This window comes from Arthrobacter sp. 10T413_2, from assembly GCF_056394205.1.
In genome coordinates this window covers 1-13,339 of record NZ_JBFTHK010000026.1, presented here as the reverse complement: position 1 = coordinate 13,339, position 13,339 = coordinate 1, and the positions used below count along the sequence as shown (strand labels likewise).

The following is a 13,339-nucleotide window of genomic DNA, read 5'->3' as shown; positions in this document are numbered from 1 at the left end:
CRCCGCCGCCCCGGATAGTTTGCTGGCACGCGTGCATGCCCTGACGGCGGTGACGGGCGCAGTCGTGAGCCATCTGTCTGCGGCGGTGCTGTGGGGCTTCCCCCTGCCGCGGGCCTTGGAGAACCTGGCTGTCGTCCATCTGACGAGTCAACCGGGACGGCGGGCCGTGCGGCATAAGAATGTGGTGGGCCATCAGCAGTCACTCGAACCGGAGGAGATCGTGGCCGGTGTCAGGGTGAGCTGCACTTCCCCGCTGCGGACGTGGTTCGATCTCGCCGGCATACTGAGTCTCGATGAGCTGGTGATCGCCGGGGACTTCCTATTACGGCGGAGAAATCCATTGACCACGATCGACAGGCTGGACGCATACCTCGCCGGGAAGCAGGGCAGGGCGGGCTACCGGCGCGCTATGCGCGCCCGCTCCCTGATACGCGCCGGCACGGACTCCCCCAAAGAGACCGAACTCCGGCTACTTCTGATTCGGCACGGCCTGCCCGAACCCGGAATCAACGTCCCCATGTTCGACGAGACCGGCGGTTGGATCCAGGACCCGGACCTCTCCTACGAGCAAGAAAAGGTAGCGATTCAGTTCGACGGCGGCCATCATGCCACTCCGGCCCAGCGTCGCAGCGACATCTTCCGGGATGAGAACGCCAGGGATGCCGGGTGGCGCGTCGTCGTATTGACCCAATGGTACTTGACCCCGTTCGCCCCGGGGATGGAGCCGGCTGCGGTTACCCGAGTGCGTGCGGCGTTGACCGAGCGCGGCTGGACTCCCGGCCCGGTTCCACAGCAGGGGCGACGTCAACGTGCTCGCCCCACACCGCACTCACCTGACACGAATGGCCGCTGAGCCTGGTGGCGTAGCGGCCATCTGTGGCGAATCGAGGGAGTGCGGGGCCGACGCAGCCTAGTGCCGCCGCGCCATGCCGCGCTGCCCCAGCCGCCCCACACCGCATTCACCTGACACGAATGGCCGCCGGGGTAGCTTGGCGGCCATTCGTGGCGGATCGCGGAGGCGTTGCAGCCCTGGGGTGCGGTTTACAGCCCCGAGTATGAGTGCAGGCCGTTGAAGAACTGGTTCACGATCGTGAAGTTGAAGACCACGCACAGGTAGCCGACGATCGAGAGCCAGGCGGCGCGGGTTCCGGTCYAGCCACGGGTAGCGCGGGCGTGCAGGTAGCCGGCGTAAACCACCCAGATCACGAAGGTCCAGACTTCCTTCGTGTCCCAGCCCCAGAACCGGCCCCAGGCCTTCTCCGCCCAGATGGCGCCGAACATGAGCGTGAACGTCCAGCCGACGAACGCGATCGCGTTGATGCGGTAGGACAGGTTTTCCAGGCTCAGGGCGTTCGGCACGAGGCGCATGAATCCCAGCTTGTCGGCACCTCCCGCGGCGATGGTCTTCTGCCGGTGCGACTGCACGAGCTGCAGCGCGGACATGGCGAAGGTCAGGGTGAACAGGGCCGAGGACATCACCGCGATGGAGACGTGGATGATCAGCCAGTAGCTCTGCAGCGCGGGCACGAGGTGCCCCACGGGCGTCCAGAAGGCGATGGAGGCCGCAACGAGCATGATGATGGCCAGTCCGATCACGAACGTGCMCAGGAAGCGCAGGTCGCGGCGGATCAGGACCAGCAGGAAGACGGCAACGGCCACGAAGGCACCGGTGGTGAGGAATTCGTACATGTTGCCCCACGGCACCCGGCCTGCGCCGAGCGCACGGGTGATCACACCGGCAGCATGGATTGCGGCGCCCAGGACAGTCAGCGCGACAGCCACCCGCGCGGGGACCCGCCGCTCGCCGCCGTAGCGCATGCTGCCGTCGGCGGTCTGGCCCGCACCTGCCGCGGCACCCCGGCCGGTGGCCGACGTCGGACGCTCCGCACGGCCTGCAGGGCCGCTGACGTCCGAATCGGCGCGGTCAACGTCGCCTCCGGCGGCGCCCGCACCGACGCCGACAGGGACGCGCGCGGCCTCGGCCGTCTGCCCGGAGAGTTCCGCCGCCTTGAGGTCCACCGCGCGCAGCATCTTGCTGCTCTTGGCCAGGTCCCAGGCGAAGGCGATGAAGGCCACTGTGTAGGTGCCGGCGGCCAGCAACATGAAGAGCTCGCTGTACTGGCCCATGGTTTCGTTGATCGCGAACAGCATTACTGATCCTTCTTCGACTCAGAGGAGCCGGCTGTTGACTGAATGAAGTCTTCTTCGGGGTGTTCAGGGGAGGCGTTCGTGCCGCCGGCACCGCTCTCGGCGGTATCCGCCCGGTCATTATCCGCCGTCCTGCTGGGAGCGGGCTGGGAACCGGGCGCGGCGTCCTCGCCCAGCAGCCATTCGCTGGACAGGAGTTTGCGGATGGCTGCGGCTTCCCCGGCCAGACGGTGGTCCTCGCCGCGGGCCAGGAGACCATATTCCACCATGGTGCGGCCGTCCTCGTGGGTGCCGGTCCGGACCCAGACGCGGCGGCGGTTCACGTAGAGCGAGGTGACCAGCCCGGCGACGGCCAGGAGCGCGAAGATCAGCGCGTAGAGCTGGCCGGGGTTGTGGTGGATATCGACACCGACGTAGCGCTTCACGCCGTCGAAGCTGATGGAGCCCTTGCCGTCCGGCAGCGTGTAGCTGCTCCCGGGCGCCAGGACRATGCCCTTGGTGGGCAGGTTCCGCGCATTGAGCGGCGTCAGCTTCTTGACGTCGAGTTCGAAGACGTTCTGGGGTGCTCCCGCGTTCAGGCCGAGGTCGCCGAAGTACGAGTTCAGGGTCAGCTGCGGGTTGATGAGCTCCGGATCACCGCTGAAGGACACGCCTTTGTCGGTGATGAAGGCCGTCGGCAGGAAGAACCCGGCGAACGCGAGCTGCTCCGGCTTGGCGTCCGGGACCTTGATGACCACGGAAGAGTAGTAGTTCTCGCCCTGGAGTTTGGCGACCACGGGCCCCTGCATGGCGATGTTCCCGGCGGCGTCGCGGACGGTGACCACGGGGGCGTAGCCGTTGCCCGTGAGGTACACGCTGGTGCCGCCGAGGCTCAGGGGGTCGTTGACCTTGAGCAGTTCCTTCTTGGCCGGCGCGTCCGGGTTTTCCTTCGTGGTCACTTCGGCCGTGAAATCGATGGGCTGTSCGAACTTGCCCTTGGATTCGCGGTCGAAGGTGATGTCGAACTTGTCCAGCTGGACGGAATACGGCTGGAGCTGGCTGCTCTGGAAGTTGGTGCCGGGCGTGAACTGGTCATAGCCGACCAAGGTGTTGACGAAGGTGTCGCCCTCCACGAGGATCCTCTGCCMGCTGTAGCCGAAGAGGCCGCCGGCCGCCACCGAGACCAGGACMCCGATCAGCKCGGTGTGGAAGACGAGGTTGCCGACTTCCTTCAGGAAGCCGCGCTCGGCCCCGAGGGAGGGCCGCTCGCCGTCGCGGTCCCGGACATCAACGCGGTATCCGCGCTTCTTCAGCAGTTCCGCGGCGTCGGAGATAGCCGCCGACGCCGGGATCCCGGCGTCGGCGGGAATCACCAGGGTGCCGTATTCAGGGAGCCGGGACAGCCGCGCCGGAGTGCGCGGGGGCTGGGAGCGCATCGCCTTGTAGTGCGCGATGGCGCGCGGGATCACGCAGCCGATCAGCGAGATAAACAGCAGGAGGTAGATCGCGGAAAACCACGCCGAGGAGTAGACGTCGTAGAGCTGGACCGAGTCCAGGATCTTGCCGTAGTCCGGATGGTCCTGGATGTACTGCGTGACAATCGACGGGTTGGCGGGCCGCTGTGGAAACAGCGAGCCGGGCACGGCGGCGACAGCCAGCAGCAGGAGCAGGAACAGGGCCGTGCGCATGCTGGTCAGCTGCGTCCACGCCCAGCGGAGCATGCCCAACGGACCCAGCGAGGGCATCACGGCCTCGGACTTGGGGGACTTMTTCTTCTTTACGTTCACGCGCTCGCTCATCAGATCGGCAATTTCACATCGGTTTGGAACCAGTACTGCAACCCGGAGACCCAGGTACCCCACACGCCGCTGGCCATCAGGATGCCGAGCAGGATCAGGATGCCGCCGCCGGTGCGCTGGATGGCGAGCCGGTGCGTGCGGAAGAAGGACATCACGCMGATGCCGCGGCGCACAGCCAGCGCGATCAGCAGGAACGGGATGCCCAGCCCAAGGCTATACACGAAGGCCAGGAACGCCCCCTTCGCCGCGGACGAGCCGCCGGAGAGGCTGAGGAGCTGGACGGCGGAATAGGTGGGACCGATGCACGGGGCCCAGCCCAGCCCGAAGGTGATGCCGAGCAAGGGCGCACCCCATAGGCCGGCCGGCGGTTTGGCATGGATCTTGGCATCGCGTTGCAGCCAGCCGAAGCCGCCCATGAACACCACGCCCATGATGACCACCAGGATGCCCAGCAACTGGGTGATCCACTTGTTCTGCGAGCCGGTGATGAGGCTGCCCAGCTGCCCGAACGCCCCGCCAAGCAGCACGAAGATCACGGAGAAGCCCAGGACGAAGAGCCCGATTCCGGCCAGCATGCGGCCGCGCCTTTGCTTCTGCAGGTCGACGCCGGTCAGCCCAGTGACGTAGCCGAGGTATCCGGGGACGAGCGGGAGGACGCAGGGAGAGAGGAAGGAGACAAATCCGGCCAGGAGGGCAACGGGAATGGCCAGCAGGAGCGATCCGTTCAGGATGGCTTCGGCGAAGGGGCTGTTCACGGTGTAGACCGCGCTACTCGGCCACGGCGGCGGCGATGAGGGATTTGAGGGTGCCCTGCTGGATTTCGCCGAGCACCCGGGATGCGACGCGGCCCTGCTTGTCCAGCACGAGGGTGGTGGGCACAGCRCCGGGCGGCACGAGGCCGGAGACGGCCAGCAGTACGGCGCCGTCTTTGTCGTTGAAGCTTGGGTACGTCAGCTTGAAGGTCTGGTCGAACGCGTCGGCCGTGGGTTTTTCGTCGCGCAGGTTGACGCCGAAGAACTGCACGCCCTGGTTCTTGAATTCCTGGTGCAGCGACTCGAGGGTGGGCGCTTCGACCCGGCAGGGGGCGCACGCGGCGAACCAGAAGTTCAGCACGGTCACTTTGCCGGTGAAGTCCGCCGAGGTGACGGCGGTTCCGTCGAACAGCGTCCCCTTGAGCTCCACGGGACTCTTGCGGTCCGCGACGGCGAATTCGGTCACGGATCCGTCGCCGGCCACGTAGTTCTTGTTGTCCCCGGCCTTGGCCTGCTTGGCGAGGGCATCGTCCTGGGCGCAGCCGGACAGCCCGAACACGACGGCGAGGGCAGCCCCGCCGGCCGTCAGGACGTTGCGGCGGGACAGCGGAGTCCCCGCGCGTCGATTCTCTGCCATGGTCAGGCTCCCGGAGTGCTGGCGGCACCGGGCAGGAGGGCGGCAGCGGGCTCGCTGTAGTCAACCCGCACGAGCACGCCGGCGTCGTCGAACACCAGGGACGTCAGCGAGGTCAGCGTGCACTCGCGCTTCCGCGGATCATGCCACAGCGGGCGGCCCTCGGCGCTGAGCCGCGTGGCCCAGATGGGCAGCTGGTGGCTGACCAGGATGGCTTCGGCCCCGTCGCCGCCAAGCTCGATCGCCCGGACGCGTGCATCCTGGACCRCCGCGATGACCCGCGCAGCCTGCTCCTTGTAGGGCTCACCCCAGGACGGCCGGAGCGGGTTGTACAGCTTGGTCCAGTGCTTGGGCCGGAGCAGCTCCGCCTTGGAGACGTGGAGACCCTCAAAGTAGTTGGCCGCTTCGATAATGCGGGCGTCGGTGGCGATCTCAAGGCCCAGGGCCGCGGCAATCGGCTGGGCCGTCTCCTGCGCGCGGGTCAGCGGCGACGCCGCCAAGTGGACGATCCGGGCCCCTTGTTCGGACCGCTCGCTGAAGTGTTCGGCCAGCGTGCGGGCCATMTCCCGGCCGAGTTCGGAGAGGTGGAATTCCGGCAGCCTGCCGTACAGGACACCATCGGGATTGTGGACCTCGCCGTGGCGGAGCAAATGAACAGTGGCTTGGGGCATGTCTACCAGTTTCTCAAAGATGACGGTCGATCTGAAATCTTCTACGGAAGGTAGAACTGACGAGTTTTGAAAAATGTTCCCTGGAGTTGGAATAAAAGATGCAAATGCATGTTTATACTGGGTGAAGCAGTTAGTTGAGATTTCAACCAATGAGGTTTCAAGTAACGATCAGACGAACCGCAGCAGGACCCACCCKACTMAAGGAGMATCACCATGGCACTTCCCGCAAACGTCACCACCGGCACCTGGACCMTMGACCCGTCGCACAGCGAGATCGGGTTCACCGTCCGCCACGCAGGTATCAGCAAGGTCCGCGGCCAGTTCACCGACGCCGCAGCCACGCTGGACCTCTCCGAGAACGTCACCGACTCCAAGGTGAGCGCCTCGATCAAKACCGCGAGCTTCGACTCCGGCGATGCCAACCGMGACGGCCACGTCCGCGGCGAGGACTTCTTCGACGTCGAGAAGTTCCCGGAGATCTCCTTCGTCTCCAACACCATCGTCCMCAAGGGCKACGCCTACGAACTCCAGGGCGACCTCACCATCAAGGGCATCACCCGCCCGGTGGCCCTCGAGACCGAGTTCAACGGCGTGGCCGTCGATCCGTTCGGCAACACCCGCGCCGGACTCACCGCCGAAACCACCATCAGCCGGAAGGACTTCGGCCTGACCTGGAACGCAGTCCTCGAAGCCGGCGGCGTGCTGGTCAGCGACAAGGTTGCCATCAACCTGGAACTGGCCTTCATCGCTCCCGCCGCATAGTCACTGCTCTCCCCGCTGGCGGCCCGACGCCGGGTGGCCGGTTCCGGCGCCCTGCTTCATCTTCGCGATGAAGCAGGGCGCCGTTGTTTGTGTTGCTGGTTCCGCTGTGGTTTCCGCTGATGTTTCCGCGAGTGCTTCGCGGGCTGCKGCGGCCCTCAGATTGTCTGGATAACAGGGAATCGCCGGTCTACAGTGAGAGCCATGAGCAACCCGAGTGATGTACCGCCGCAGCAGCCAGGTGCCCATCCCCCGCCGCCGGGCAGTGTCCCGCCTGCCGGTCCGGAACAGCCCGCGGCCTATCAGGCACCGCCACCGGGTTATCAGCCGCCCCCGCCGGGCTACCAGGCACCGCCGCCGGGGTACCAGCCGCCCCCGCCGGGCTACCAGGCACCGCCGCCGGGCTACCAGGCACCGCCGCCGGGGTACCAGCCGCCCCCGCCGGACTACCAGGCACCGCCGCCTACGGGCGGATTCCGCTTCGAGATGCCTGCGGACCGTCCGAGAAGCTTTAGCGATGCATTGCCCGCGGGCGGCCTGTCCGGCATGTTCAAGGTCACCGCAATGCCCACAGAGCTGAAGGTCTCGTACTGGATCTGGCTCATCGGCGGGCTTCTGGGCATCCTCGGCGGAATCATTGGTTTGTTCGGGTCCTTTGTCATCATCGCCTTTGCGCCGCCCCTCGGGCTCCTGGTGTTCGTTCTGGTGTTGGTGGCCCTCGTGCTGGCGACTGCCCAGATCATCCTGGCCATGAAGATGAAGGAGGGCCGGGAGTGGGCCCGCTTCGCCCTCACAGTCCTTGTCGGCATCTCCCTGGTGCTGGCCATCGTTAGTGCCGGTGTCGCTGCCGGTCGGGGCGGTGGAGGCCTGCCGGGCTTCTTCATCAGCCTGGCAGCAACCGTGCTGATGTGGCTGCCAAATTCACAGGCTTGGTTTGTCGCCCATCGGGGCCGAATCTAGGCCTGCCGCGCCCCGGGATTCCGTTTGATTGCAGTGGCGTGCGCGCAGCCCAACCGCCCGTCCCGCTTGCGGTCCAGCCGCGGCCCAGCCGGTGGTCGCAATAGGGTTGAGAATACCTCTGCGGAATGATCCGCACGGCGGCCGGCCCGCGGTACGGTGGAGCTAAACCATGCTGGGGGCAGGGCAGGATCGCTGGTCCCGGTGGCCGATTCCGTGATCGACTCGCAAAGGACCGCTTCATGAGCAACCCTCCAGTCCAGCCTTCACCTCCCAACGGCTCCGAACCGGGCGAGGACTCCACGCCGGCCTACGGCCAAAACGCCCCGCAGACCCCGCCGGCMTACGGCCAAAACGCCCCGCAGACCCCGCAATACGGCCAGCAGTCACCCCCGGCCTACGGCCAAAACGCCCCGCAGACCCCGCAATACGGCCAGCAGTCACCCCCGGCCTACGGCCAAAACGCCCCGCAGACTCCCCAGTACGGCCAGCAGTCACCCCCGGCCTACGGCCAGAACGCCCCGCAGTACGGCCAGTCCCCCTACGCCCAGTACCCGTCCGAGCAGCCTCAGGCTGCTGGCCCGGTTCCCCAGCTCGTCAACACCTCGTTCTGGCTGATCATCGCGGCAGGCGCGGTGTGGGTGATTTCCATGCTGCTGTCCCTGGGCACCCTGGACAGCCCCGCCGTCCGGGACCTGTTCGAGCAGCAGATGGCAACAAGTGGCACGAAGGTCGATTTCGAGTCCCTCAAAGGTGTCCTGATCGGCACGATCGTGGTGATCGCCCTGATCACCGCCGGGCTGTACGCCCTCGTGGCGTTCAACGTCCGCAAGGGCAAGAACTGGGCCCGTATTCTGGGTACGGTGTTTGCCGCGCTGTCCATCCTCAACCTCTACCCGCTCAGCCTCGCCACCTTGGCCGCGCTGATCGGCATTGCGGCCATCGTGCTGCTGTACCTGCCCGCGGCGTCCCCCTATTTCCAGAAGCGGCAACCCTTTGCCAACCCCTACGGGCGTCCCGGCGCCCCCTTCGGGAAGTAGCTGCACCAAGGACTCCCCAACAGGAAAACCCATCGGGCGCGGGAGCCGGAGGACCTGGCCGAACCTAGTCGGCGTCCTCCGGGTCCTGCGCCCGTTGTGCGTGATAGGCTAGGATCTGGAGTTCAGTTGCCATGTCCACCTTGCGGAGGTTGACCCCCGGCGGGACCTGCAGCATCACCGGGGCGAAGCTGAGGATGCTCCGCACACCGGCGGCAATCACGCGGTCGCAGACATCCTGGGCCACCGCGGCGGGCAGCGCCAGAACCACCATGTTGGCGCCCGTCCGTTGCAGTACCGGCTCGAGGTCCGCGGCGTCGCTGACGCGCAGCCAGCCGACTTCGCTACCCACCACCATCTGGTCGGCGTCGAAAATTGCCACGATGTCAAAGCCCCGCGACTCGAATCCGCCGTACCGGGCCAAGGCCTTGCCCAGGTTGCCGGCGCCGACGATTGCGACCTTCCAGTCGTGCGTCAGCCCGAGGGCGGCCGCGATGTGCCGGTTGAGGTACTGGACCTCGTACCCCACGCCCCGCGTTCCGTAGGAGCCCACATAGGAGAGGTCCTTGCGCAGCGTTGAGGAGCTAACCCCGGAGGCCTCGGCCAGGGACTCGGACGAGACCCGGTCCACCCCTTCCGCCAGCAGTGTGGTCAGGGCGCGCAGATAAATGGTCAGCCGCGCCACGGCCGCGGGCGGAATCTGTTTGGCGGCAGTCCCGGCTCCCCCGGGAACAGCCTCGGGAGATGAATCCAGCGAAGTCACTATCTGCTCCATTGCGTCGCGTTGTGCTTCCCACTCTAGAGCCCCCGCGCATCACGCAACAAAGCACCAGGCGTCAGGGCTGTTGTCCGATGGCCCGCTGAAGGGTCCGTGTCAGGCGGGCCTCGTCGATCTTCCAGAAATCCCGCTGCACGCCGTCCACCAGCACCACCGGGATCTCCTCGGCGAAGCGGTCGCGCAGCCCGGCGTCGTCGTCCACGGATTGCTCCGTCCAACCGATCCCGAGGGCAGCAGTGACGCGGCCGACGGCGGCGCGCGCCTCCGTGCACAGGTGACAGTTGGCTTTAGTGATCAGAACTACATCGGGGAAGTGCGCGGGTGTGGCCATGGATCCACCGTAGCCCGGCGGCCGCGTCGGCGTCGACGCGCTGCACTCCCCTCATGCCGCACCMCTCACAGGGACAACACCGGGGGCGGCGCTTGGGGGCCGTCATGCAGTCCTGCCGCCGCGTCGCGCACCCGGCGGGCGGTCCGGGRCCGGTCATTGACTAGACTCGTGGCATGCCCGAGGAGAAATACGTCGCTGTGGCCAGCGAGCCCGCTGCAATGCCGCAGCACGGCGAGGCCGCGTTTTTCGACGTCGACAACACCCTCATGAAGGGCGCAAGCCTTTTCCACGTGGCACGCAAGCTGCACCAGCGCGGCGCGTTCACCTTGCGGCAGGCTGCCGGCTTCGCATGGAAGCAGTTCATGTTCATCCTGCGCGGCGAAAACATGGACGACGTCCATGCCGTCCGGGATTCCGCACTGTCCCTCGCCGCCGGCATCACGGCGAAGGACATCGAGGCCCTGGGCGAAGAGGTCTATGACGAGATGATTGAGTCGCGGATCTGGCCGGGGGCCAAGGCCCTGGCCGAGCAGCACCTCCGGGTCGGGCGCAAGGTTTGGCTCGTCACGGCGACACCGGTCGAGGTGGCGAACGTTATTGCCAGCCGGCTGGGCCTGACCGGGGCGCTGGGCACGGTGGGCGAGATCCTGGACGGTTCCTACACCGGACAGCTCGTAGGCGAAATCCTCCATGGCCCGGCCAAGGCGGTGGCGGTCCGCGAAATCGCCGCGGACCAGGGCCTGGACCTTGGCCGCTGCTGGGCCTACAGCGATTCCCACAACGACATCCCGCTCCTGAGCATGGTGGGACACCCCGTCGCCATCAATCCCGACTCCAAGCTGCGCCGTTACGCCCGCGAGCACAACTGGCCGGTCTACGATTTCCGCTCCGGCCGGCGCGCCGCCACTCTGGGGTTCAAGGCCGCCACCGTGGGAGGGGCCATCTACGGCCTGTGGCGGGGGTTCTCCCGCTTCCGCGGCCCCGGCCGCTAAGCTCCGGACCTTTCCGCTGCGGTTCCGGTCGCGCGCGGCGCGGATCCGGCCCGCCTGCGCCCGATTCCGCAGCCCGTGCCCGTTTCCGCAACCCGCTCCCGATTCCGCAGCCMGTGCCCGTTTCCGGCGCAAAATCCCTGCCCGCCCGCACAAGGGCAAGAAAATGCCCKCCACCTGGAAGGCAACGGGCATTTCATGCAGTGCGAAGTATTGCTACTTCTTATTGCGACGCTGGTGGCGCGTMTTGCGAAGCAGCTTGCGGTGCTTCTTCTTGGCCATACGCTTGCGACGCTTCTTAATAACTGAACCCACGAAAGTTCCTTACCGGCTAGATGCAGTACCTGCCTGTTGGGAAGGGTCCGCGGGCTAAGCAGCAGACTGAAACAACTGACAGGTTCTTACAATGACGTAAAACGTTCCTTAACAGGGTACCGCCTCTCCGGGGCACCCCACGACCGCGGGCCATGTGCGGCCCCAAAGCAGTCGATTCACGCTGAGAAAGATGTTGCGGACTCTTTAGCCAGTCCCGGCGTGGCCGTCACCCGAGTCGACGACAGCACCCTTGAGGTACTGCTCGACGGCGTTCTCCGGTACGCGGTAGGAGCGGCCGAAGCGAACGGCCGGCATCTCCCCCGAATGCACCAGACGGTACACAGTCATCTTTGATACCCGCATAAGTTCCGCGACCTCAGCCACGGTCAAAAAACGGGCTTTGGAGAAGTTGGCCTCCGTAGACATTTCCCTTATTCCTTTGCTCAAGCGAACGGCAGCCCCACCTGATGCCATGGCGGTGTGCCGATGCTGAGCCATCAAACAACCATGTGAAAGCAACTGTAGTTGCTCATGGTGCCAATGTKAAAGCCTTCCGCAGGAATACCCACGCACTTTCCGCAGGAATCTCGAAATGCTGGCACCCCGTGCCCTGATCCGGGCTGCGGCCTCAGGCGCGGGTCCGGCGCGTGCGGGCCGAGGCCGCCAGTTGGCCGAGCACCGACGCCGTTACGTCCCAGTCCATGCAGGCGTCCGTGACGCTCTGGCCGTAGACCAGTTCGTCCCGCCCGGTGCCTGGTTCTGCGCTTGCGGCTTTGTCTGCGGCGTTGACGTCGAGGTTCTGCGCCCCGCCCACCAGGAAGCTCTCCAGCATGACGCCGGCGATGGCCCCGGCAGCGGCTCCGGCGCTTTCCAGCTGGGATCCGATTTCGAGGGCGACCTCGGCCTGGCGGTGGTGGTTCTTGCCGCTGTTGGCGTGGCTGGCGTCGACGATCAGCCGGGGGTTCAGCTGCTTCGCGGCCAGCCTGGCCGAGGTGGCCTCAACATCGGCGGCGGAGTAGTTGGGCCCCTTGCGTCMGCCGCGGAGGATGATGTGGGTGTCCGGATTGCCGGYGGTGGCCACGAGCGCGGCCCTGCCGTCGTCGTCGATCCCGAGGAACGCCTGGGCGGCCGCGGCGGCGCTGCAGGCGTCCAGCGCCACCTGGAGGTCGCCGTCGGTCCCGTTCTTGAACCCGATCGGCATGGACAGCCCGGAGGCCAGCTGGCGGTGGATCTGGCTCTCCGTGGTGCGGGCGCCGATCGCGCCCCAGGAGACGAGGTCCGCGACGTACTGCGGGCTGATGGGCTCGAGGAACTCGGTGGCCGTGGGCAGGCCGAGCGCGGTGACCTGCCGCAGGAATGACCGGGCCGCGCGTAGGCCTGCCRCGATGTCGTGGCTGCCGTCCAGCCGGGGGTCGTTGATCAGGCCCTTCCAGCCGACCGTGGTGCGCGGCTTCTCGAAGTATGTGCGCATGACGATCAGCAGGTCTTCGCGGTGCTTCTCGGCCTGGCTCACCAGCCGGCGGGCGTATTCGAGGCCGGCCTTGGGGTCGTGAATGGAGCACGGACCCACGATCACCAGCAGCCGGTCATCGACGCCGTCCATGATGGCGCGGACCTCGTCGCGGCTTCGTCCCACCACGTCGGCCATGCGGGCCTCCAGCGGCAGTTCCGCCATGAGGTCCTGCGGGGTGGGCAGCGGGGTGAATTCGCTGACGCGCAGGTTCGAGGTGGATTGCTGGGTGTCGGCGGCTGCTTCGATGCTCATGTTCGGGTCCTGTTCCGGGTGCGGAGCGGGCCCTGATCAGAACCCKCCGGAGAAATGGCGAAGGGCAGAGAATGATCTCTGCCCTGTTGGCTCTGAAGGAAAGTTGGATGCGTGTCAGTTAGACGCGGGCCCCTCCAGAGCCAACGAAAAATACGCATACCAACGGTTAGTCATAGCGTCGACCATAGCCCCGGAGCCGAGGCAGGGGCAACCGCCGGGCGTAACATTTCGCCGGCACCCAGCTCCAGGCGGCTCCGGACCAGGTCGACAGCCACCGAGTGGGCACTTCGCGGCAGTGTTTAGCGCCGGGACTGCCGCGACGTGCCAACTCGACGCGCTCGGCACCCGGAACCGCACCCCCTAGAGTGTGAAAGGACCCCAGCACGAGCATCCGACCGCTTTGGAGGAAGCCATGACGCACACCT

15 protein-coding genes are annotated in these 13,339 nt (G+C 66.4%); 5 read left to right on the top strand and 10 right to left on the bottom strand.

Translation table 11 applies throughout. From position 1 onward, the window contains the following. Window positions 1-64 precede the first annotated feature (64 nt). On the top strand, window positions 65-853 hold the full coding sequence (locus AC1DBQ_RS06725; protein WP_476927768.1) for a hypothetical protein: 789 nt from the start codon (window positions 65-67) through the stop codon (window positions 851-853). A 188-nt stretch (window positions 854-1,041) separates the two neighbouring features. Here the strand turns inward: AC1DBQ_RS06725 and ccsB are convergent, their stop codons facing one another. From ccsB to AC1DBQ_RS06700, 5 genes are read right to left on the bottom strand one after another with little or no spacing between them, the layout of a single operon-like run. Beyond that, entirely contained in the window at window positions 1,042-2,151 is a 1,110-nt protein-coding gene (gene ccsB / locus AC1DBQ_RS06720) for a c-type cytochrome biogenesis protein CcsB (RefSeq protein WP_476927767.1), read from the bottom strand. After that, complete coding sequence (resB, locus tag AC1DBQ_RS06715) at window positions 2,151-3,926, bottom strand: cytochrome c biogenesis protein ResB (protein ID WP_476927766.1); 1,776 nt, start codon at window positions 3,924-3,926, stop codon at window positions 2,151-2,153. Before resB ends, ccsB begins: the two co-directional genes overlap by 1 nt. Continuing rightward, window positions 3,926-4,681 carry a cytochrome c biogenesis CcdA family protein gene (locus AC1DBQ_RS06710; RefSeq protein WP_476927765.1) on the bottom strand — a complete coding sequence of 252 codons (756 nt, stop codon included), beginning with the start codon at window positions 4,679-4,681 and terminating at the stop codon, window positions 3,926-3,928. The genes resB and AC1DBQ_RS06710 overlap by 1 nt, the downstream gene beginning before the upstream one ends. Window positions 4,682-4,694: 13 nt before the next feature. After that, the gene (locus AC1DBQ_RS06705) at window positions 4,695-5,315 is read right to left on the bottom strand and encodes a TlpA family protein disulfide reductase (protein ID WP_091251074.1); all 621 of its coding nucleotides are present in this window, start codon (window positions 5,313-5,315) and stop codon (window positions 4,695-4,697) included. Window positions 5,316-5,317: 2 nt separating this feature from the next. After that, complete coding sequence (locus AC1DBQ_RS06700) at window positions 5,318-5,983, bottom strand: histidine phosphatase family protein (protein ID WP_476927764.1); 666 nt, start codon at window positions 5,981-5,983, stop codon at window positions 5,318-5,320. A gap of 213 nt (window positions 5,984-6,196) precedes the next feature. Between AC1DBQ_RS06700 and AC1DBQ_RS06695 the strand changes: the two genes are divergently transcribed. From AC1DBQ_RS06695 to AC1DBQ_RS06685, 3 genes are all read left to right on the top strand, one after another. Next, on the top strand, window positions 6,197-6,745 hold the full coding sequence (locus tag AC1DBQ_RS06695; protein ID WP_476927763.1) for a YceI family protein: 549 nt from the start codon (window positions 6,197-6,199) through the stop codon (window positions 6,743-6,745). Between the two features lie 561 nt (window positions 6,746-7,306). Next, window positions 7,307-7,702 (top strand): hypothetical protein, encoded by a 396-nt coding sequence (locus AC1DBQ_RS06690; RefSeq protein WP_237563243.1) that lies wholly within the window; start codon window positions 7,307-7,309, stop codon window positions 7,700-7,702. A 239-nt stretch (window positions 7,703-7,941) separates the two neighbouring features. Further along, entirely contained in the window at window positions 7,942-8,739 is a 798-nt protein-coding gene (locus tag AC1DBQ_RS06685; RefSeq protein WP_476927762.1) for a hypothetical protein, read from the top strand. A 64-nt stretch (window positions 8,740-8,803) separates the two neighbouring features. On the opposite strand, the gene AC1DBQ_RS06680 is transcribed toward AC1DBQ_RS06685, so the two are convergent. Together AC1DBQ_RS06680 and AC1DBQ_RS06675 are read right to left on the bottom strand one after the other, a co-directional pair. Continuing rightward, window positions 8,804-9,499: a redox-sensing transcriptional repressor Rex gene (locus tag AC1DBQ_RS06680; RefSeq protein ID WP_116765279.1), complete on the bottom strand. Its 696-nt coding sequence runs from the start codon at window positions 9,497-9,499 to the stop codon at window positions 8,804-8,806. A gap of 73 nt (window positions 9,500-9,572) precedes the next feature. Further along, window positions 9,573-9,845, bottom strand: coding sequence for a glutaredoxin family protein (locus AC1DBQ_RS06675; RefSeq protein WP_476927761.1), 273 nt, complete (start codon window positions 9,843-9,845; stop codon window positions 9,573-9,575). 173 nt (window positions 9,846-10,018) lie between these two features. Between AC1DBQ_RS06675 and AC1DBQ_RS06670 the strand changes: the two genes are divergently transcribed. Then, window positions 10,019-10,837, top strand: coding sequence for an HAD family hydrolase (locus tag AC1DBQ_RS06670; protein ID WP_476927760.1), 819 nt, complete (start codon window positions 10,019-10,021; stop codon window positions 10,835-10,837). Between the two features lie 213 nt (window positions 10,838-11,050). Here AC1DBQ_RS06670 and AC1DBQ_RS06665 read toward each other — a convergent pair whose 3' ends face one another. The 3 genes from AC1DBQ_RS06665 to AC1DBQ_RS06655 all read right to left on the bottom strand — a co-directional run bounded on the left by AC1DBQ_RS06665 (window position 11,051) and on the right by AC1DBQ_RS06655 (window position 12,914). Further along, on the bottom strand, window positions 11,051-11,149 hold the full coding sequence (locus tag AC1DBQ_RS06665) for a 30S ribosomal protein bS22 (protein WP_476927759.1): 99 nt from the start codon (window positions 11,147-11,149) through the stop codon (window positions 11,051-11,053). A 204-nt stretch (window positions 11,150-11,353) separates the two neighbouring features. Further along, the gene (locus AC1DBQ_RS06660) at window positions 11,354-11,575 is read right to left on the bottom strand and encodes a helix-turn-helix domain-containing protein (protein ID WP_091251065.1); all 222 of its coding nucleotides are present in this window, start codon (window positions 11,573-11,575) and stop codon (window positions 11,354-11,356) included. A gap of 202 nt (window positions 11,576-11,777) precedes the next feature. Then, window positions 11,778-12,914 (bottom strand): 3-deoxy-7-phosphoheptulonate synthase, encoded by a 1,137-nt coding sequence (locus AC1DBQ_RS06655; protein WP_476927758.1) that lies wholly within the window; start codon window positions 12,912-12,914, stop codon window positions 11,778-11,780. Window positions 12,915-13,339 lie beyond the last annotated feature (425 nt).

What these genes read in the sequence shown, in the direction of transcription:
- AC1DBQ_RS06690 (WP_237563243.1), top strand. Translation starts at nt 7,307, where the DNA reads ATGCCCACAGAGCTGAAGGTCTCGTACTGGATCTGGCTCATCGGCGGG.
- AC1DBQ_RS06675 (WP_476927761.1), bottom strand. Translation starts at nt 9,845, where the DNA reads ATGGCCACACCCGCGCACTTCCCCGATGTAGTTCTGATCACTAAAGCC.
- AC1DBQ_RS06670 (WP_476927760.1), top strand. Translation starts at nt 10,019, where the DNA reads ATGCCCGAGGAGAAATACGTCGCTGTGGCCAGCGAGCCCGCTGCAATG.
- AC1DBQ_RS06660 (WP_091251065.1), bottom strand. Translation starts at nt 11,575, where the DNA reads ATGTCTACGGAGGCCAACTTCTCCAAAGCCCGTTTTTTGACCGTGGCT.